Genomic DNA, 19158 nt, shown 5'->3' with positions numbered 1-19158 from the left:
GTACTTGAACGCGTTGGAAATCAGGTTGCGCAGGATCTGGAACAGCCGGCCGTGGTCGGTGTTCAGGCTCACGTCGCTGGTCGGCAGCTGGATCAGCGGAGTGACGCCCGGATAGCGGATCGCCAGCGAGGTCGTCAGGGTCTCGATCTCCTCCATGAAGGCGAACAGGCTGAAACGCGTCGGCGCGATCTCGATGCGCCCGGACTGCACCTCGGCGAGGTCGAGCAGCTCGGTGATCAGATTGGCCAGCTCGGCGGCGGCGTCGCTGATGAACTTCACCTGCTTCAGTTGTTCGGCGTTCAGCTGGCCGTCGACGCCACTGGCCAGCAGCTTGGAGATGTTCTCGATGATGTTGATCGGGGTGCGGAATTCGTGGGTCATGTTGGAGAAGAAGCGGCTCTTCGATTCGCCGGCCTCCTTCAATTCCTGAGCGGTCTTCTCCAGCTCGGAATACAGCGCCACTACGCCCTTGTTGGTGTTTTCCAGCTCCTGGGCGGTGTCCTCCAGCTCCTGCTGGCGGATGCGAAGCTCGTTGTTGGTGAGCAGCAGGTCCTCGCTCTGCAGTTGCAGTTCCCGGTACGGATCGAGCTCGCCGCCCGCGCTGAGCTGCTGGCGGAAGGCGACGATCTGCGCCTCGTCCGGGAATGGTCGGGGTTGGCCCATGTACTTGATCGCGCGTATCCGCGTGCCGTTGGTCGAGGACTCGATCTGGAAATCGTCCATCAGCCGCTTGGCGCCGACCAGGCCGACGCCCATACCGGTGGTGGAGACGTAGCTGCCGTCGAGGATCTCCTGCAACCGGGCGATGCCCTTGCCCTGGTCTATCGCGTCGAAGGCGATGCCGTTGAGCTGACCGCGGGCGTCGCGCTGCAGGTAGAAATTGAATCTCCCCTGGCTGGCGTACTGGAAGATGTTGCGCGCCAGCTCGGACACGCCGGTGGCCAGGCGAATCTGCTCCAGCTGCGACATGCCCACCCAGCCGGCGATCTGCTTGGCGCGCTGACGACAGAGCACCACGTCGATTTCGGAAAGGATGGGTACGCTGGAGATCGGCAGCGCGTCACGCATGACGAAGCACCACCACCGTGGCGTCGTCGTTCAGCCGGCGGAAGTCGCGCATGATGGCGCCGGCGACCAGGGCCGGGTGGCGGGCGCGAATGCCGGGGTAGGGGTTCAGGCTGGATTTGGTGGTGATGCCATCGGAAGACATGATCAACAGAGTGTGCTCGTCCCAGGGGTAAGAGAAGGTCTGTACCCTTCCGACCTTGTAGCCCACCGTTCCGTTCGAAGAAACCATGCCGCGTGACTGTTCCGCGTAGAGCGCGCCGGCGATGTTGCCCACGCCGCAGAAGGTCACCTGGCCCTGTTCGACGTCCACCTCGGCGAACGCCAGGGCGCCGCCACGAGTGCTCTGCAGCGCATGGTGGGTGCGCTCCATGAGTTCGACCAGGCCGATCTTCGGGTCGTGCTCGAGGAACAGCCGGCGTGCCCGCTGGCTGGCTTCGTTGGCCTGCGGACCATGACCGAGGCCGTCGCAGAGCATCACCCGGTTGTCCCGAATCGCCCAGGCGTCGCCGCAGAGCTCTTCCTTGGGGTGCGGCAGGCACAGCGCGCCGCTGATCAGCGCCGAGGGCGGCGACTTTTCGAGCTGGAAGCGTGCCAGCACCGCGGTGCCCTGGCCCGGCTGTGAATAGATGTCGAAGCTGTCCGAGAGGCGCTTGATCGCACCCAGGCCGGCGCCCATGGTGCCCTTGCTGGAGTAGCTGTCGGCCATGCACTGGGCAACGTTGACCATGCCCGGTCCGCGGTCGACGGCCAGCACGTCCAGCGTGCCGCCGTCGCCGTTGAGCAGGATCTCGCCTTCGCCGGCGTGGTTGACCAGGTTGCGGGCCATTTCCTGGATGACAATGGTCATCCGGCCCAGGGCATCCTCGTCGAACCCCTGCGCCTCGGCCTGCCTGATGGTCGCGCGGCGCACCGCGTCGACATGGGCGACCTCGTTGACCACGAACGAGCGGGTACAGCAGTCGGTGTTCAACGCCACTTCCATAATTCGATGCGGGTGCCTTGCCCGGGTTGGCTTTCGATGGCGAACTGGTCGACCAGGCGCTTGGCGCCGCCGAGTCCCAGGCCCATGCCGCTGCCCGAGGTGTATCCATCGACCATGGCCCGGTCGAGGTTCGCGATGCCTTCGCCCTGGTCGGAAATCACCAGGCGAACGGCGCCGCGCCCGTCCTTGGTCGTCTCTTCGATCACGCACTCGCCGCCGCCGCCGTAGATCAACGCGTTACGCGCGATTTCGCTGGCCGCGGTGACGATCTTGGTCTGCGAAACCAGACCTAGCCGCACGGCTTCCGCCGCTTTGCGCACGCGCTGTCGGACGATGACGATGTCAGTCTCCTGCTTCAGCGGAAAAATCTCGGTCTTCCCCACTTTCTAGCTCCAGGCTGAGGTCGTCTTCGACCATTTGTTCCAGGCGACGCATGCCCTTCTCGACGTTCAATGCCGTGGCGATGCCGTCCAGCGACAGGCCCAGCTCGACCAGGGTGATCGCCACCGCCGGCTGCATGCCGACGACGATGATCTTCGCGTCGAGGATGCGGGAGACATGGGCGATGTGCGACAGCATGCGACCGATGAACGAGTCGACGATGTCCAGCGAGGAAATGTCGATCAGCACGCCCTTGGAGCGGTGCAGGACGATCTGGTGCGTGAGATCTTCCTGGAGGTCCATCGCCAGTTGGTCGTGCATGTCGACCTGGATCGACAGGAGCAGGAATTTTCCCATTTTCAGAATCGGGATCTTGTCCACCATGGCGTTTACCTCAGCGAGCCTTTGACCAGACGTATATCGAGCTCTTTCAGCGCGACGGAGAACGCATCCGCCAGGGACGACTTGGTGATCACGTCGCCCAGCTCCACGCCCAGGTGGACGATGGTCGCGGCGATCTGCGGACGGATACCGCTGATGATGCAGCGGGCGCCCATCAGCTTTGCGGCGGTGACGGTCTTGAGCAGGTGCTGGGCGACCATGGTGTCGACGGTCGGCACGCCGGTGATGTCGATGATGGCGATTTCGGATTCGGTCTGGACGATCTTTTCCAGCAGCGCTTCCATCACGATCTGCGTGCGGTTGCTGTCCAGCGAGCCGATCAGCGGGATCGCCAGCACGCCTTTCCACAGCTCGACGACCGGGGTGGACAGCTCGAGCATGCTCTCCTGCTGCTCGCGGATCACCGACTCGCGGCCGGTCATGTAGCTCTCCATGCTGTACAGGCCGAGCTTGTCGAGCAACTGGCTGGCCTTGAGCATTTCGCTTGCCGGATCGGCGCAGCTCGCCTGGATCTTGGCGAACAGCGGCTCCTTGAGCGAGAACACGAAGGTGGCGGTTTCGCTGGGGCTGAAACCTTGCCGGCTCTGCGTGCGCGACAGCGCCTCGATCATGTTGCGCACCGGCTTCCACTCGGCGCTGCCGAGGTCATCGATGCCGCTGAGCGCGGCGATGCTGAGTAGCTTGAGCAGCTCGCGCGAGTTGTTCTGTACGGTGCCTTCATCGATCAGGTCGGTGCGGAAACCGGCGGCGCGCTGGCTCACGATCCACTCCTGAAGGAGCTCGCTTTCGTGTTTTTTCAGTAGTTCGGCAATCACTGGTACTGACATGGGGTCCTCGCAGGTCTGGGGCCGCGGCAGGCGCGTGCGCTTCTTCCATTAAAAACCGGGCTCAAGACCCGGTTTCGGTGGAGGACAATAGCATGCAGTGTCGAGGAATTCTCTCGCCGCGCAGCGGCTGAGAACCACCCTCAATTGGCTTTGGCGGGTTTCAGCAGATGCGCCGAGAGCGTGCGCAGGGGCGCCAGTTGGCGGCAGATCAGCGCCAGCTGGGTTTTCACCAGGCGCTGCACGTCGTGCTGTTCGTCGGGGGATTGTTCGAGCTGGGCGGCCAGCGCTTCTTCTTCCTCGTCGTGCACGGCGACGCTGCGCTGCTCGGTCAGGGCGGTGGCCAGCTGGTCGAGGCTGACGGCGATACGCACCGAGGCGCTTTCGATCAGTTCGTCGTAGAGCTCCTGGGGCAGACTGCCGCGGTGCGCGCCGAGGGCCGAGAGGTAACTGAGCAGCGTGTGGCTGAACAGCAGGAAGCGGAAACCCAGCTCGGCGTCCTTACGGAAATGGCCGGGCTCCATGAGCATGTTCGACAGTGTGCTCGACAGCGCGGCATCGGCGTTGTGCGCGTTGCGCCGGGCGATGCGGTACTCGAGGTCGTCGCGCTTGCCGCTGCGGTACTGCTGCATCAGTTGGCGCAGGTAACGCGCATTGCTGCTCAGCGCGGTGCCGATCATCCGGTTCAGGCGCCGGCCCTGCCAGTCCGGCAGGATCAGGAACACCGCCGCGCCGGCGATCAGGCTGCCGACCAGGGTATCGAACAGGCGCGGCCAGATCAGCCCGTAGCCATCGCCGATCTGGTTGAAGCAGAGCAGCACCAGCAGGGTCATCGCGGCGGTCGCCAGGGTGTAGCGCGAACTGCGCGTGGCGGCGAACAGCACCCCGGCGATCACCGCCAGGAACGACTGGATCAGGGCGTTGGGGAACAGCGTGATCAGCGCCCAGCCGCCGACCAGCCCGGCGATGGTGCCGAGGATCCGCTGCACCAGGCGCACGCGGGTGGCGCCGTAGTTCGGCTGGCAGACGAATACCGTTGTGAGCAGGATCCAGTAGCCCTGGCTGGGGTGGATCCAGTGCAGCATGGCGTAGCCGGCGACCAGCGCGATGGCCATGCGCAGCGCGTGGCGGAACACCAGCGAGGTCGGCGTGAACTGCTGGCGGATGCGTTCGGCGGCGTCCTTGAAGGAGCGCGGCGAACGGTCGAACAACGTGCTGTCCTGCTCATCCAGCGGCGCATCCGGGTTGCTCGCGTCAGCCAGCTTCTTCTCCAGCGTGCCGAGGTTGGCCGCCAGCGCCCCGAGCGAGCGCAGCAGGCTGCGCCAGGTCGGATTGTTCTGCGCGCGCAGGTAGTCCAGCGAGGCCTGCAGGTCGCTCAGCGCCTGCTGGCTTTCACCGTGCTCGAACGGCTGGCGCAACTGGATCGCGCGGCCCAGCGCCTGGCACGCCGAGCCTTGCTGATGCAGCAGGCGCTGGCAGCGGAACAGCACGTCGCTGTGGAAGAACGCCTCGGTCAGCGCGTTGTACGGGTAGTGCGAGGAACTGGCGCGCTCGTGGATGTCCTGGGCGGTGAAATAAAGACGCAGGTAGCGCTTCACCTTCGGTCCCGGCCGGCCGCCGAGGCGGTGCAGGAGGATTTCCTTGGCCTGGTTCAGCGCGCTCACCACCTTGCCGTTCTGCTTGGCCAGTTCCAGGCGCCGCTCCTCCAGGTCGAGCTGGCGCAGCGGCTCCAGCAGCGACGCCTTCAGCTTGAGGTAGAGACCGAGCTCGCGGAACAGCACGGCCAGGCCGATCTGCACCGGCTGGTTGGAGAACACCGCGTTCCACGCCACCGAGAGCAGGCCGTACCAGGTGGCGCCGGCGATCAGCAGCAGCGGTTCGTGCCAGAAACTGCCGGCGTTGCCGCCGCGCTGGTCGACGCCGATCATGGTGTAGATGGACAGGATCAGCGTGGCCTGGGCGATGGTCGCGTAGCGTGCGCTCAGCGCGCCGAGCAGGGTCATGCCGAAGGTCGACAGCGCCAGCCCGGAGACGAACAGCCAGGGGTAGGGGAACAGCAGTTCCACCGAGCTGGCGGCGATGGCGAAGCAGACCAGCGTCACCGCCAGTGCCTTGAGGCGGCCGAACCAGTTGTCGTCGGTTTCCGCCAGGGCGCTGGCGATCACCCCGAGGAACAGCGGGATCACCAGCTCCAGGCGTTCCTCGTACCAGCACAGCGCCATGGCGCCGGTCAGCGCGATCAGCACCCTCAGGCTGAAGGCGAACTTGTCGCGCCCCCAGAGGCGGCGCAGGGTGTGGCTGAGGGAGGATCGGGGCATGGTTCGGTTCGGTCTCCGTTGGGTAGGCATCAGACTAGCGAAAACGAATTAAAGCCACGCGTTCGGCGGATTTCTTCGCCGGCTCAGACGCACTCCCCAGCGGCGTGTCCCGAGGCCCAGGCCCACTGGAAGTTGAAACCGCCCAGATGGCCGCTGACGTCGAGCACCTCGCCGACGAAGTACAGCCCCGGCGAGCGCTGCGATTCCATGGTCTTCGACGACACCTCGTCGGTGCTCACGCCGCCCAGGGTGACCTCGGCGGTGCGATAACCCTCGGTGCCCGACGGCACCAGGCGCCAGCCGCCCAGGCGCGCGGCGATCTCGGCGATTTCGGCCGGGGTGTACTGGCGCAGCGGCTTGGACACGAACCAGCGTTCGGCGAGCAGCCCGGCCATCTTCTTGGTGAACACCTCGGCGAGCAGCGTCTTCAGTTCACGGTTCGGGTGGGCGCGTTGCGCCTCCAGCAGCCAGGCCTCGGCGTCGCGGTCGGGTAGCAGGTCGATCTCGACGACGTCGCCCGGCTCCCAGTAGGAGGAGATCTGCAGGATCGCCGGCCCGCTCAGGCCGCGGTGGGTGAACAGCAGGTTCTCGCGAAAGCGTTCGCCGTTGCAGCTCACCGCGCAGTCCAGCGAGGTGCCGGAGAGTTCGCCGCACAGGTCCTTGAGGCTGTCGGTGATGGTGAAGGGCACCAGGCCGGCGCGGGTCGGCAGCACCTCGTGGCCGAACTGGCGGGCGACCTGGTAGCCGAAGCCAGTGGCGCCGAGGGTCGGTATCGACAGGCCGCCGGTGGCGATCACCAGCGAGGCGCATTGCAGCTCGCCGATGCCGGTCTGCAACCGATAGCCGCCCTCGCTTTTCTCGATGACGTTCACCGGCGTGTCCAGATGCAGCTCGACGTTCGCCTGCCGGCATTCGTCGAGGAGCATCTGCAGAATGTCGCCGGCCTTGTCATCGCAGAACAGCTGGCCGAGTTTCTTCTCGTGGTAGGGCACCTTGTGGGCTTCCACCAGGGCGATGAAATCCCACTGGGTGTAGCGCGCCAGCGCCGATTTGCAGAAGTGCGGGTTGCGCGAGAGGAAATTTCCCGGCTCGCTGTAGAGATTGGTGAAATTGCAGCGGCCGCCGCCGGACATGAGAATTTTCTTCCCAGCCTTGTTCGCATGGTCGAGCAACAGCACACGCCGGCCACGCGCGCCTGCGGTCAGCGCACACATCAGGCCGGCGGCGCCGGCACCTATGATCACCACATCGGTATTGCGCACCCGTCGATCTCCACGTACAAGCCAGGCCGGAAGCGAGCCTGCGGCCGCGCATGGTAACCGATGCCCGGTTGCCGCCGAATGCCCTGCGGCGTGGCCTGCTTCTTGCGAAGAAAATTGCCAGCGGTTACCCGCACGATCACGAAGTCGTTCCAACAGGGATCATGTGTCGATGAAGCAGTGCCTCGCGGACCAGTGGCCGTTCAGGGCTTTCAGAGCCACGCTGCTTCTCGGCAGCCTCTTGTGCGCAGGGCTGGCGCCCGCCGATCCGTTGCGCCTGGTGGCCAATGCCTGGGCGCCCTATACCGACCACCGGCTGCTAAACAATGGGCTGGCTTCCGACCTGGTGAGCACCGCGCTGCGGCGCGCCGGCTACGACAGCGAGTACGTCGAGGTGCCCTGGGCGCGGGCGATCCGCGGCCTCCAGCAGGACCAGTACGACGTCGTCATCAGCGCCTGGTACAGCGAGGAGCGCGCCGCCTACGGGGCGTTTTCCGCGCCCTACCTGTCGAACCGGGTGCGCCTGCTCGAGCGCAAGGGCAGCGACATCAGCTTCCAGCGAATCCAGGACCTGTATCCCTACAGCATCGCGGTGGTGCGCGACTACGCCTACGACCCCGCCTTCGACACCGACGAGAAGCTCAAGCGGGTTCCCGTGCGCAGCTTCGAGGTCGCCGCCAACATGCTCGCCGCCGGCCGCGTCGACTTGGCCGTGGAGGACGAGTACGCCGCCGGCTTTCATTTCAGTCGCTCGCTGCGCAGCCTGCGCGCGGGGCTGGAGTTCCTTTCCCCGCCATTGTCCGAGAATGGCCTGCACATCCTCGTGCGGCGCAGCCTGGAGAACTACGCCGAGATCATCGAAGGTTTCGACCGCGCGATCGAGGAGATGAAGGACGACGGCAGCTACGAACGGCTGATCGACCGGCACCAGCTGCGCTGAGTCCGGCGCCGCGCAGCACTAGCGCCCGCCCGCCGCCATCGCCACGGCCGCCGCGGCGGTGCGGGTTTCCACGCCGAGCTTCACGTAGACGTGTTCCAGGTGCTTGTTCACCGTGCGCGGGCTGAGGCCGAGGATGTCGCCGATATCGCGGTTGGTCTTGCCGCAGGCGACCCAGTGCAGCACTTCGACTTCGCGGCCGGTGAGCTGGAAGCGTGCCGCGAGGGCTTCGCGGACCTGTTCGTCGTCCAGGCTCGGGGTGGCGCCCGGAGCGTTGCGCGCCGTCTGCAGGGTGCGCGCGGTGCGCAGGTGGGCGGCGACGCGGGCGAGCACCTCGTCCGGGCGGATCGGCTTGGTCACGTAGTCGATGCCGCCGGCGGCGAAGCCTTCGACGACGTGCTCGCTGTCGGTCAGCGCGGTCATGAACAGCACCGGGATATCCGCGATGCCGGCCTGCGCCTTGATTCGCCGGCAGGTCTCGAAGCCGTCCATGCCGGGCATCATCGCGTCCAGCAGGATCACGTCCGGGCGGCGGCGCTGCATGCGTTCCAGCGCGCTGGCGCCGTCGAGGGCGACCAGCACCATGTAGCCGGCCTCGTCGAGGGCGTCGGAAAGCAGGGCGAGGTTGTCCGGGACGTCGTCGACGATCAGGACAACGCCCTGCTCGTGCACCGGCCGGAGGGCCTTGGCGGTGGATGGGGCGGACGGCTGGGGTGAATCAATCACGACGGGCGATCTCCTGTTCGGGCACGGAACGGCGCCGGCTCTGGGCGTCCTTGAGCAGGCGGTTGAATTCGTTGAGCTGGAAGCGCTTGACCAGTTGGCGCATGCCGGCGACGAAGGCGGCGGCTTCCGGTTCCGTACCCTCCAGTGCGTCGAGGCGTTCGACGATGCCTTTCACGTAACCCAGCGCGCCCAGCTCGCTGAGCTCGGCCAGGGCCTGGGCGCTGGGCAGCCGCCAGGGCTCGTTGCCGGGGGGCGTTTCGGCGGGACGCTTGAGCCACTGCAGGCCGAGCTGGGCCTTGATCTTCTCCAGTAGCTCGGGGGTGTGCACCGGCTTGGCCAGGTAGTCGCTGCATTCGGCGCCGACGCTGCGCTCGCGGTCGTCGGTGAAGGCGTTGGCCGAGATGACGATGATCGGCGCCTGCGACATCACGTTGCGGCGGATCATCCGGCTGGTTTCCCAGCCGTCCATCAGCGGCATCGACAGGTCCATCAGGATCAGGTCCGGGTTGAGCAGGGCGACCTGGCGCACCGCCTCCTGGCCGTTGCTCGCCTCGGCGATGGCGAAGCCCAGCGGCGCGAGCATGCCGGAGAGCACCTTGCGGTGTTCCAGGTGATCGTCGACCACCAGGATCAGCCGGCGCTCGCCCTGGTAGCCGACGATGTCGTGCTCGACGTGCACCACCGCCTGCGGCACGCGCACCTCGGACAGGAACAGGCGCACCTGGAAGCGCGTGCCCTCGCCGGGGCGGCTGGTCACCGACAGTTCGCCGCCCATCAGCGAGGTGAGCATGCGGGTGATGGTCAGGCCGAGGCCGACGCCGTTGTCCTGGCGCAGCGGGTCGCCACGCTCGAAGGGCTGGAAGATCCGCTCGATCTGTTCCGGCGCGATGCCGATGCCGGTGTCGATGATCTCGAAGGTGGCGGTCTCGCGCAGGTAGCTGACGGCGAGGGCGACCTCGCCGCGCTCGGTGAAGCGCACCGCGTTGCCGAGCAGGTTGATGAGGATCTGACGGATGCGCTTGTCGTCGCCGCGCACCACGCTGGGCAGCCGCCCGCGCACGTCGAGGCGAAAGCCCAGGCCCTTCTCCTGGGCCTGCGGGGTGATCATCTGCTGCAATTGCCGGACGAACTCGGGGAAGGGGATTTCCACCTGCTCCAGATTCAGCTTGCCGGCCTCGATCTTGGCCACGTCGAGCAGCCCGTCGATCAGCGAGAGCAGGTGCGAGCCGCTGCGGAAGATGGTCGCCAGGGCGTCCTTGTGCTGGTCCGCCATGGCGCCGTCGCGCTGCAGGATCTGCGTGTAGCCGAGGATGCTGTTGAGCGGCGTGCGCAGCTCGTGGGAGAGGCCGGTGACGTAGCGGCTCTTCGCCGCGTTGGCCGCCTCGCTGGCTTCCTTGGCCTTCTGCAGTTCCTCGTCGGTGCGCCGGTGCGCCTCGATCTCCTGCATCAGCAACTGCGTCTGGCGGTGCGACTCCTCCTGCGCGACGCGGCGGCTCTCGCGGGTCAGCACCACCCACCAGGCGAGCAGGCTGGCGAACAGGGTGAGCACCAGGAACGCCTTGAGGAACGCCTGGTAGAGCGTCTGCATCGCTTCCGGCGAGGCCTCGCCGATGCCCAGGGAAACCTGGCTGTAGACCAGCGCCAGGGCGCAGGACAGCAGCGCGACGATCACCGTCAGCACGCCGAGGTAATGCGCCAGTCGGGTGTGCAGGCGCGGGATGGAGACGTTGGGGAAGATCCAGTGGACCAGGTCGTCGAACTGCTCGGAGAGCCGCGCGCGCGGCTTGCAGAGGTCGCCGCAGCGGGCGTCCAGCGAGCAGCACAGCGAACAGATCGGCGCGCCGTAGGCCGGGCAGAAGGCGGTGTCCGGCTCCTCGAAGGCGTTGCTGCAGAGCACGCAGGGCACCTTGCCCCTGACCGTATAGGGATGGAGCAGCTGCGGCTGGCGCTGCCGGGCGATGTAGTAGCGGCCCTTGGTCAGCCAGGCGATCAGCGGCGCGACGATCAGCGCCGAGCCCAGCGCCACGGCCGGCGACGCGGCCTGGGCGAGGGCGCCGAACAGGCCGCCGTGCGCCGCCACCGAGAGCAGCGAGGCGATCAGCATGGCGCCAACGCCGACCGGGTTGATGTCGTACAGGTGCGCGCGCTTGAACTCGATCTGCCTGGGCGAGAGCCCCAGCGGCTTGTTGATCACCAGGTCGGCGACCACCGCGCCGATCCAGGCGATGGCGATGTTGGAGTAGAGCCCGAGCACCTGCTCGATGGCCTCGAACACGCCCAGTTCCATCAGCATCAACGCGATTGCGACGTTGAACACCAGCCACACCACGCGGCCCGGATGGCTGTGGGTGACGCGGGCGAAGAAGTTCGACCAGGCCAGCGAGCCGGCGTAGGCGTTGGTCACGTTGATCTTCACCTGCGAGACGATGACGAACAGCACCATCGCGCCGAGCGCCCATTGCGGCGAGTCGAACACGTAGCCGTAGGCCACCAGGTACATCTGCGTCGGCTCGGCGGCGCGCTCGATGGGAATCTCGTGCTGCAGGGCGAGGAAGGCGAGAAAGGCGCCGGCGAACATCTTCAGCGCGCCGGGGATGATCCATCCCGGCCCGGCCAGCAGCATCGCCGCCCACCAGCGCTTGCGGTTGGCGCGGGTCCTGGCCGGCAGGAAGCGCAGGTAGTCGACCTGCTCGCCGATCTGCGTGACCAGCGCCAGCGCCACGGTGCAGGCCGCGCCGAAATGCAGCAGGTTGAAACGCCCGGCCTCGCCCTCGCGGCCGACGAAGCCGGTGAGATCGTTCAGCGCCTCGGGGTTCTTCAGCATGACGAACACGTAGGGCAGGAACAGCAGCACGATCCACACCGGTTGCGTCCACAGTTGCAGGCGGTTGATCAGGGTGATGCCGTAGGTCACCAGCGGGATGATCAGGATCGAACAGATCACATAGGCCAGCGCCAGCGGGATGTTGAAGTACAGCTCCAGCGCCAGCGCCATGATCGCCGCCTCGAGGGCGAAGAACAGGAAGGTGAAGCTGGCGTAGATCAGCGAGGTGATGGTCGAGCCGATGTAGCCGAAGCCGGCGCCGCGGGTCAGCAGGTCCATGTCCACGCCGTAGCGGGCGGCGTAGTAGCTGATCGGCAGGCCGGTGAGGAAGATCACCAGGGCCACGGCGATGATCGCCCACAGCGTGTTGTTGAAGCCGTAGCTGATCGCCAGCGCGCCGCCGATGGCTTCCAGGGCGAGGAACGACACCGCGCCCAGGGCGGTGTTGGCGATGCGGAACTCCGACCACTTGCGGAACGACTTCGGCGTGAAGCGCAGCGCGTAGTCTTCCAGCGTCTCGTCGGCGACCCAGCTGTTGTAGTCGCGGCGGATCTTGGCGATGCGTTGTGTGCCGGTGGGCTGCACGGGCGCGCTCCTGATTGGCGGTGGTTCTCGACAGCAACTTCCATGCCCCGGCGTGACCCGTCGGGCGGTTCTGCGGTGCGCATGGCGCACCCTACGAGTGCCGCGTGAAGCGTGGCCGTGGGGCGCCGCGCACCGGGGGTGTTCCCTGCGCCGTGGAATCCGGCGGTCCCTTGGTGCGCATGGCGCACCCTACGAATGCTCCGTGAAGCGTGTTGCCGTAGGGTGCGCCGCGCGCACCGGTTTTTTCCTGCGCCGAGGAATCCGGCGGTCCCTTGGTGCGCATGGCGCACCCTACGAATGCCCGTGAAGCGTGTGGCCGTAGGGTGCGCCGCGCGCACCGGAATCCGCCTACAGGAGGCGGGACGCCTGCGCGCGTGGCGGGGCTCAGGATGCCCGAAGCAGAGCGCTGCGCCTGTACGTCAGATGACGTATGCGCTTACGTCAATCTGCGTATACCCCCCGTTCGCGTCGCAAACGCATTCTTGCCCCGAACCGAGACCGGCACCCGCAAGGCGAGCCGATCGCGCCAACCACCAGAGGAGCAAGACGATGGAATCAAGACTCACGGGAGCCACACGCCACCTTCCCCGGCGGCTGGCGCTGGGCGCCGCGGCGATCTCGCTGCTGGCCGCCAGCGTATTCGGCCAGATGGCGCAGGCCGACGATGCCAACACCACCGGCCTGGCGGTCACCGACACCACCGTGACCGTCGGCCAGCTGCACTCGGCGACCGGCACCATGGCGATCTCGGAAACCGGTTCCATCCAGGCCGAACGCCTGGCCATCGACCAGATCAACGCCTCGGGCGGCATCCTCGGCCGGCAGATCAAGGTGGTTCAGGAAGACGGCGCGTCCGACTGGCCGACCTTCGCCGAGAAGGCCAAGAAGCTGCTGGAGAGCGACAAGGTCGCCGCCGTGTTCGGCTGCTGGACCTCCGCCTCGCGCAAGGCCGTGCTGCCGATCTTCGAGAAGGACAACGGGCTGCTCTACTACCCGACGTTCTACGAAGGCCTCGAGCAATCCAAGAACGTCATCTACACCGGCCAGGAAGCGACCCAGCAGATCCTCGCCAGCCTCGACTGGATCGCCAAGGAGAAGGGCGCCAAGACCTTCTATCTGCTCGGCTCCGACTACATCTGGCCGCGTACCTCGATGAAGATCGCGCGCAAGCACATCGAGAACGTGCTCGGCGGCAAGGTCGTCGGCGAAGAATATTACCCGCTGGGCAACACCCAGTTCGGCTCGCTGACCAACAAGATCAAGCTGAAGAAACCCGACGTGGTGTTCGCCGCCGTGGTCGGCGGTTCCAACGTGGCCTTCTACAAGCAACTGAAGGCCGCAGGTATCACCAGCGACAAGCAGACCCTGCTGACCATCTCCGTCACCGAGGATGAAATGCTCGGCATCGGCGGCGAGAACATGAAGGGCTTCTACTCCTCGATGAAGTACTTCCAGACCCTGGATAACCCCAACAACAAGAAATTCGTTGAGGAATTCAAGGCCAAGTACGGCAAGGACTCGGTCATCGGCGACGTGACCCAGGCCGGCTACCTCGGCCCATGGCTGTGGAAGGCGGCGGTCGAGAAGGCCGGCAGCTTCGACGTCGACAAGGTGGTCGCGGCATCGCCCGGCATCGAGCTGACCACCGCGCCGGAAGGCTACGTGAAGGTCCACGAGAACCATCACCTGTGGAGCAAGGCGCGCATCGCCGAAATCCAGGCCGACGGTACCTTCAAGGTGGTCCACGAGTCCGAGCTGATCGAGCCGAACCCGTTCCCCAAAGGCTATCAGTGACCGGTCGAGGGGGGGGGGGCTCCTGGCGAGTCCGCCCCCTCTCCCTAACCCTCTCCCCGCCGGGGCGAGGGGACCGATTGGCGTAGCGCGTTACCTGGTGCGTCCTACCGACCCTCTGTAGGGAGCGATTGGCGCGCATCGATGACGAGGGCGATGGCTTCCACACAGGTGTCGTCCTTGCACTTTCCACCCCCTCTCCCCTTGGGGAGAGGCCCGGGGAGAGGGAGGACGGCTCCGCCAAGAATTCCACCACCCCACCCAGGAGACCAATCATGGAGTGGCTATCCGACTTCGGCGCCATCGCCGTCATGCAGGGCTTCAACGGCTTGTCGGTGTTCTGCGTGCTGCTGCTGATGGCACTCGGCCTGGCGATCATCTTCGGCCAGATGGGCGTGATCAACATGGCCCACGGCGAGTTCCTCACCGTCGGCGCGTACACCACCTACGTGATCTCGACGCTGACCCTGCACTACGTACCGGCGATGCAGCCGTACTACTTCTTCTTCGCCATCATCGCTTCGTTCTTCATCGCCGGCGCCCTGGGCTGGCTGGTGGAGTGGGCGATGATCAGCAAGCTCTACCACCGTCCGCTGGACACCCTGCTGGCGACCTGGGGCCTGTCCCTGGTGATGCAGCAGGCGTTCCGCTCGATCTTCGGCGCGCGTGAAGTCGGCGCGGAAATGCCGGAATGGATCATGGGTTCGTGGAACCCCACCGAGGCCATCGACATTCCGAAGAACGGCCTGTTCGTCATGGGCCTGACGGTGCTCTGCACCGCGACCATCTTCATCATGCTGTACCGCTCGCGCTGGGGCCTCCACGTGCGCGCCACCATGCAGAACCGGGTGATGAGCCGCGCGGTGGGGATCAACACCCGCAAGGTCGACCGCATGACCTTCGCCCTCGGCTGCGGCGTCGCCGGAGTCGCCGGCGCGGCCTTCACCACCATCGGCTCCACCGGGCCGACGGCCGGTTCGCTGTATATCGTCGACACCTTCCTCACCGTGGTCTTCGGCGGCGCCGCCAGCCTGATCGGCACCATCGCCTCGGCGTTCACCATCGCCCAGGCGCAATCGATCATGGAGTTCTTCCTCTCCGGCTCGATGGCCAAGGTGCTGACCCTGTCGGCGGTGATCCTGATCCTGATGCTGCGCCCGCAGGGGCTGTTCTCGATAAAGGTCCGGAAGTGAAAAGTCGCTTTCAACCTACTGCGCGCTCCATCTGCGGCGTCGCGCGGTGCTCGTTTCCTCAACGTACTCGATGTACGCCTTCGTCACTGCGCTCCGGGCTTCTTGCAGCTGGAGCTGCTCGCTACGGTTCAAAGCGACTTTTTGTCCGCCGGGAGATTTGCTGATGAAAAACGCCTACGAAAACCTGCTCGGCGGCAAACAGGGGGCCATCGGCCTGCTGGTGCTGGCCGCGCTGATCCTGGTGGTGTTCCCGCTGGCGCTGGACACCTTCCGCCTGAACATGGTCGGCAAATACCTGACCTACGCCTTCGTCGCCGTCGGCCTGGTGCTGTGCTGGGGCTATGGCGGCATCCTCAGCCTCGGCCAGGGCATCTTCTTCGGTGTCGGCGGCTACTGCATGGCGATGTTCCTCAAGCTGGAGGCGTCCGACCCGGAGAGCACCAAGATCCAGTCCACCCCCGGCATCCCGGATTTCATGGACTGGAACCAGCTGACCGAGCTGCCGATGATGTGGCAGCCGTTCCACAGCTTCGGCTTTACCCTGGTCGCGGTGGTCACGGTGCCCGCACTGCTGGCGCTGATCATCGGCATCGCCATGTTCAAGCGCCGCGTCGGCGACGTGTACTTCTCCATCGTCACCCAGGCCATCGCGGCGATCCTGACCATCCTGATCATCGGCCAGCAGGGCCTCACCGGCGGCGTCAACGGCATCACCGACCTGAAGACCCTGCTCGGCTGGGACATCCGCGACAACTCGGCGAAGGTCATCCTCTACTTCGTCAACGCCTTCCTGCTGCTGGGCTGCATCCTCATCGGCCGCTTCGTGCTGACCTCCAAGCTCGGCCGCCTGCTGATGGCGATGCGCGACAAGGAGGAACGCGTGCGCTTCTCCGGCTACGACGTGGCCAGCTTCAAGATCTTCGTGTTCTGCCTGGCGGCCGCCTTCTCGGCCATCGGCGGGGCGATGTTCGCCCTGCAGGTCGGCTTCATGTCGCCGAGCTTCGTCGGCATCGTGCCGTCGATCGAGATGGTCATCTTCGCCGCGGTGGGCGGGCGCATGTCGCTGCTCGGCGCGGTGTACGGCACGCTGCTGGTGAGCTTCGGCAAGACCTACTTCTCCGAGAGCTTCCCCGAGCTGTGGCTGTACCTGATGGGCGGCCTGTTCATCGTCGTGGTCATGTACTTCCCCAACGGCATCGCCGGCCTCTGGGAAAGCCACGGGCGCAAGTGGGTCGCGCGCTTTCCGCTCGGCAAGCAACTGTTCGGTGTGCCGCCGCCCAAGGTGCGCGTGTTCGCCGCCAAGCCGCCCGCCGCCTCGCCCGCCCGTGAACTGGAGACCGCGCCATGAACAGCCCAGCAGGATTCCAGGCCGCCAAACCGGTCCTCGCCATCGAGGGGCTGACCGTGTCCTTCGACGGCTTCAAGGCGGTCAACGACCTCAACCTCTACGTCGACCGCAACGAAGTGCACGTGGTTATCGGCCCCAACGGCGCCGGCAAGACCACCGTGCTCGACCTCATCTGCGGCAAGACCAAGGCGACCTCCGGCAGCATCGAGTTCGACGGCCGCGAGCTGACCAGGATGAAGGAGTTCGACATCGTCCGCGCCGGGGTCGGGCGCAAGTTCCAGAACCCGTCGATCTACGAGAACCTGACGGTGTTCGAGAACCTGGAAATGTCCTACCCGAGCGGGCGCAAGGTGTTCGGCGCGTTGTTCTTCAAGCGCTCGCCCGAGGTCATCGCGCGGGTCGAGGAAGTCGCCGGGGAAATCTTCCTCAGCGACTTCCTCGACAAGCAGGCCGACCTGCTCTCCCACGGGCAGAAGCAGTGGCTGGAGATCGGCATGCTGCTGATGCAGGGCCCGGAGCTGCTGATGCTCGACGAGCCGGTGGCCGGCATGAGCGTCAGCGAGCGCGTGCAGACCGCCGAGCTACTCAACCGCATCAGCCAGGGGCGTTCGGTGCTGGTCATCGAGCACGACATGGAGTTCGTCAAGAGCATCGCCCACAAGGTCACCGTGCTGCACCAGGGCAAGGTGCTGGCCGAGGGCAGCATGGAATCCGTGCAGAGCAACCCGAAGGTGATCGAGGTGTATCTGGGGCATTGAGGCGTTTTCTCCCGCCTGCCGTTCACGAGAGAGGGTGGGGCGTCACGCGTAGGGGAGAGGGAAGCAGGCGACTCGGTGCGCGTAGCCAGCCCTCTCCCGCCCTTCGGGCACCCTCTCCCGCAAGCGGGAGAGGGAATTGGGCAGCCGAGACCGCGCACCGCTTGGCTCCCTTCTCCCGCGTTCGGGAGAGGGGATCGGACAGACACCGCGCACCGCTTGGCTCCCTTCTCCCTCCTTCGGGAGAAGGGATCGGACAGATACCGCGCCGCTTGTCTCCCCTCTCCCGCTCGCGGGAGAGGGGCCGGGGGAGAGGGCGCGGTTCCATGGATTTCGAACAGGAGGCAATCCTATGTTCACCATTTCCAACCTCGTCTCCGGCTATGGCCAGAGCCAGATCCTTCACGAGCTGAACCTGAACGTGGCGAAAAAAGAGATCGTCGCGGTCATGGGCCGCAACGGCATGGGCAAGACCACCCTGTTCAAGAGTCTGATGGGCGTGCTGCCGCAATGGGGCGGGCAGATCAGTGTCGACGGGGCCGACATCTCCGCGCTGGAAACCCACCAGCGCGTCGAGCGCGGCATCGCCTACGTGCCGCAGGGGCGGATGATCTTCTCGCACATGAGCGTGCTGGAAAACATCCAGACCGGCCTGCCGGCGTCGGCCAGGGGCAAGGTGCCGGACGACCTCTACGCGCTGTTCCCGGTGCTCCACGAGATGCGTTCGCGCAAGGGCGGCAACCTCTCCGGCGGCCAGCAGCAACAGCTGGCCATCGCCCGTGCGCTGGCCACCAACCCCAAGGTGCTGCTGCTCGACGAACCCACCGAGGGCATCCAGCCGTCGATCATCAAGGACATCGCCCACAAGCTGAAGGAGATCCGCAACCTGCGCGACCTGACCATCGTCGTCTCCGAGCAGGTGCTGTCCTTCACCATGGAGATCGCCGACCGCTTCCTGGTGATCGAGAAGGGCAAGTTCGTCGTCGAGGAAACCCGCGACAAGGTGGATGAGCAGACCATCAGCCGCTACCTCTCGGTCTGAGACCGTTCGCGACCGGCGGCGCGATCCAGGGGCGTCCGGGTTTCCCTTCTCCAGGTGTTTTCGCCTGGCGTATCGGGCCGATGGGCGCGCCGACACCCGCTCGTCCCGGGCGCAGAACGTCGCGCGGGGCGCAGGGGTCTTTCCTTCACAGGTAGAGCGTGGAGGAAAGCGCCATGTCCGGCACCGCGAAGAAAACCGATCCGGCGCTGTGGGAAACCGTCAAGCAGCGTGTCACCGCCGGCGACAAGGGTGGCAAGCCCGGCCAATGGTCCGCGCGCAAGGCGCAGCTGGCGGTGCACGAATACCAGCGCGAGGGTGGCGGTTACGTCGGCGACAAGCCGGCTGACAATGCCCTGGCGCAATGGACCGAGGAGGACTGGGGCACGCGCTCGGGCAAGCCGTCCGGTGAAACCGGCGAGCGCTACCTGCCCGAGCGTGCCCGCGAGTCGCTGAGCCGCGCCGAATACGCGCGCACCTCGCGCAAGAAACGCGCCGACAGTCGTCGCGGCCAGCAGCATTCCGCGCAGCCGGAAGACATTGCGCGCAAGACCGCCGCCGAGCGCGAGCCGTCGCTGGGCCGCCTGGCCAAACCCGAGCTGCTCAGGCGCGCCGCCGAGCGCAACATCGCCGGCCGTTCGCGGATGAACAAGGTCGATCTGATCGAGGCGCTGAAGCGCGCCGGCGAGGCCTGAACGCCGCATGCCGCGCGGCTTTGCGGCCCCG

At 66.1% G+C, this 19158-nt stretch carries 16 protein-coding genes; 7 read left to right on the top strand and 9 right to left on the bottom strand.

Annotated features, from left to right (window positions below; all coding sequences use genetic code 11):
* The 7 genes from B3E91_RS04015 to B3E91_RS03985 form a co-directional block, all read right to left on the bottom strand.
* On the bottom strand, positions 1-1068 hold a 1068-nt coding region (locus B3E91_RS04015), incomplete at its 3' end, for a histidine kinase dimerization/phospho-acceptor domain-containing protein (protein WP_287028474.1).
* Positions 1061-2044 carry an ATP-binding SpoIIE family protein phosphatase gene (locus B3E91_RS04010; protein WP_390896962.1) on the bottom strand — a complete coding sequence of 328 codons (984 nt, stop codon included), beginning with the start codon at positions 2042-2044 and terminating at the stop codon, positions 1061-1063. The genes B3E91_RS04015 and B3E91_RS04010, both read right to left, overlap by 8 nt.
* Complete coding sequence (locus B3E91_RS04005) at positions 2035-2433, bottom strand: ATP-binding protein (RefSeq protein WP_090223973.1); 399 nt, start codon at positions 2431-2433, stop codon at positions 2035-2037. The genes B3E91_RS04010 and B3E91_RS04005 overlap by 10 nt, the downstream gene beginning before the upstream one ends.
* Complete coding sequence (locus tag B3E91_RS04000; RefSeq protein ID WP_090225166.1) at positions 2393-2812, bottom strand: STAS domain-containing protein; 420 nt, start codon at positions 2810-2812, stop codon at positions 2393-2395. Before B3E91_RS04000 ends, B3E91_RS04005 begins: the two co-directional genes overlap by 41 nt.
* An 8-nt stretch (positions 2813-2820) precedes the next feature.
* Entirely contained in the window at positions 2821-3660 is an 840-nt protein-coding gene (locus B3E91_RS03995; protein ID WP_282338628.1) for an STAS domain-containing protein, read from the bottom strand.
* A gap of 140 nt (positions 3661-3800) precedes the next feature.
* Complete coding sequence (gene yccS / locus B3E91_RS03990) at positions 3801-5975, bottom strand: YccS family putative transporter (RefSeq protein WP_287028472.1); 2175 nt, start codon at positions 5973-5975, stop codon at positions 3801-3803.
* An 83-nt stretch (positions 5976-6058) separates the two neighbouring features.
* Positions 6059-7237, bottom strand: coding sequence for an NAD(P)/FAD-dependent oxidoreductase (locus B3E91_RS03985; RefSeq protein WP_287028471.1), 1179 nt, complete (start codon positions 7235-7237; stop codon positions 6059-6061).
* A 169-nt stretch (positions 7238-7406) separates the two neighbouring features.
* On the opposite strand from B3E91_RS03985, the gene B3E91_RS03980 reads away from it, so the two are divergent.
* A complete protein-coding gene (locus B3E91_RS03980) occupies positions 7407-8174 on the top strand; it encodes a substrate-binding periplasmic protein (protein WP_287028470.1) in 768 nt (255 codons plus the stop codon).
* Positions 8175-8192: 18 nt separating this feature from the next.
* Here the strand turns inward: B3E91_RS03980 and B3E91_RS03975 are convergent, their stop codons facing one another.
* Both B3E91_RS03975 and B3E91_RS03970 read right to left on the bottom strand, forming a co-directional pair.
* A complete protein-coding gene (locus tag B3E91_RS03975; RefSeq protein ID WP_090225164.1) occupies positions 8193-8843 on the bottom strand; it encodes a response regulator in 651 nt (216 codons plus the stop codon).
* A 46-nt stretch (positions 8844-8889) separates the two neighbouring features.
* Positions 8890-12306: a hybrid sensor histidine kinase/response regulator gene (locus tag B3E91_RS03970; protein ID WP_287028469.1), complete on the bottom strand. Its 3417-nt coding sequence runs from the start codon at positions 12304-12306 to the stop codon at positions 8890-8892.
* Positions 12307-12855: 549 nt separating this feature from the next.
* On the opposite strand from B3E91_RS03970, the gene urtA reads away from it, so the two are divergent.
* The 6 genes from urtA to B3E91_RS03940 all read left to right on the top strand — a co-directional run bounded on the left by urtA (position 12856) and on the right by B3E91_RS03940 (position 19127).
* Positions 12856-14100, top strand: coding sequence for an urea ABC transporter substrate-binding protein (gene urtA, locus B3E91_RS03965; protein ID WP_090223963.1), 1245 nt, complete (start codon positions 12856-12858; stop codon positions 14098-14100).
* Between the two features lie 272 nt (positions 14101-14372).
* On the top strand, positions 14373-15290 hold the full coding sequence (gene urtB / locus B3E91_RS03960; RefSeq protein WP_273234893.1) for an urea ABC transporter permease subunit UrtB: 918 nt from the start codon (positions 14373-14375) through the stop codon (positions 15288-15290).
* Positions 15291-15453: 163 nt separating this feature from the next.
* Positions 15454-16638 (top strand): urea ABC transporter permease subunit UrtC, encoded by a 1185-nt coding sequence (urtC, locus tag B3E91_RS03955; protein ID WP_287028468.1) that lies wholly within the window; start codon positions 15454-15456, stop codon positions 16636-16638.
* Positions 16635-17396, top strand: a complete 762-nt coding sequence (gene urtD, locus B3E91_RS03950) for an urea ABC transporter ATP-binding protein UrtD (protein ID WP_287028467.1) — start codon at positions 16635-16637, stop codon at positions 17394-17396. The genes urtC and urtD overlap by 4 nt, the downstream gene beginning before the upstream one ends.
* A gap of 349 nt (positions 17397-17745) precedes the next feature.
* On the top strand, positions 17746-18435 hold the full coding sequence (gene urtE, locus B3E91_RS03945; protein WP_273234889.1) for an urea ABC transporter ATP-binding subunit UrtE: 690 nt from the start codon (positions 17746-17748) through the stop codon (positions 18433-18435).
* 173 nt (positions 18436-18608) lie between these two features.
* Positions 18609-19127, top strand: coding sequence for a Rho termination factor N-terminal domain-containing protein (locus B3E91_RS03940; RefSeq protein ID WP_287028466.1), 519 nt, complete (start codon positions 18609-18611; stop codon positions 19125-19127).
* Positions 19128-19158 lie beyond the last annotated feature (31 nt).

The sequence above is a fragment of the Pseudomonas sp. UBA6310 genome, assembly GCF_002438225.1.
GTDB lineage: Bacteria > Pseudomonadota > Gammaproteobacteria > Pseudomonadales > Pseudomonadaceae > Pseudomonas_O > Pseudomonas_O kuykendallii.
This window is presented reverse-complemented; position numbering and strand designations above follow the sequence as displayed.

Excerpts from the sequence above, each read along its gene's own strand:
- yccS (WP_287028472.1), bottom strand. The coding sequence starts at position 5,975 with ATGCCCCGATCCTCCCTCAGCCACACCCTGCGCCGCCTCTGGGGGCGC.
- urtD (WP_287028467.1), top strand. The coding sequence starts at position 16,635 with ATGAACAGCCCAGCAGGATTCCAGGCCGCCAAACCGGTCCTCGCCATC.
- B3E91_RS03980 (WP_287028470.1), top strand. The coding sequence starts at position 7,407 with ATGAAGCAGTGCCTCGCGGACCAGTGGCCGTTCAGGGCTTTCAGAGCC.
- B3E91_RS03995 (WP_282338628.1), bottom strand. The coding sequence starts at position 3,660 with ATGTCAGTACCAGTGATTGCCGAACTACTGAAAAAACACGAAAGCGAG.
- urtE (WP_273234889.1), top strand. The coding sequence starts at position 17,746 with ATGTTCACCATTTCCAACCTCGTCTCCGGCTATGGCCAGAGCCAGATC.
- urtB (WP_273234893.1), top strand. The coding sequence starts at position 14,373 with ATGGAGTGGCTATCCGACTTCGGCGCCATCGCCGTCATGCAGGGCTTC.
- B3E91_RS03940 (WP_287028466.1), top strand. The coding sequence starts at position 18,609 with ATGTCCGGCACCGCGAAGAAAACCGATCCGGCGCTGTGGGAAACCGTC.
- urtA (WP_090223963.1), top strand. The coding sequence starts at position 12,856 with ATGGAATCAAGACTCACGGGAGCCACACGCCACCTTCCCCGGCGGCTG.
- urtC (WP_287028468.1), top strand. The coding sequence starts at position 15,454 with ATGAAAAACGCCTACGAAAACCTGCTCGGCGGCAAACAGGGGGCCATC.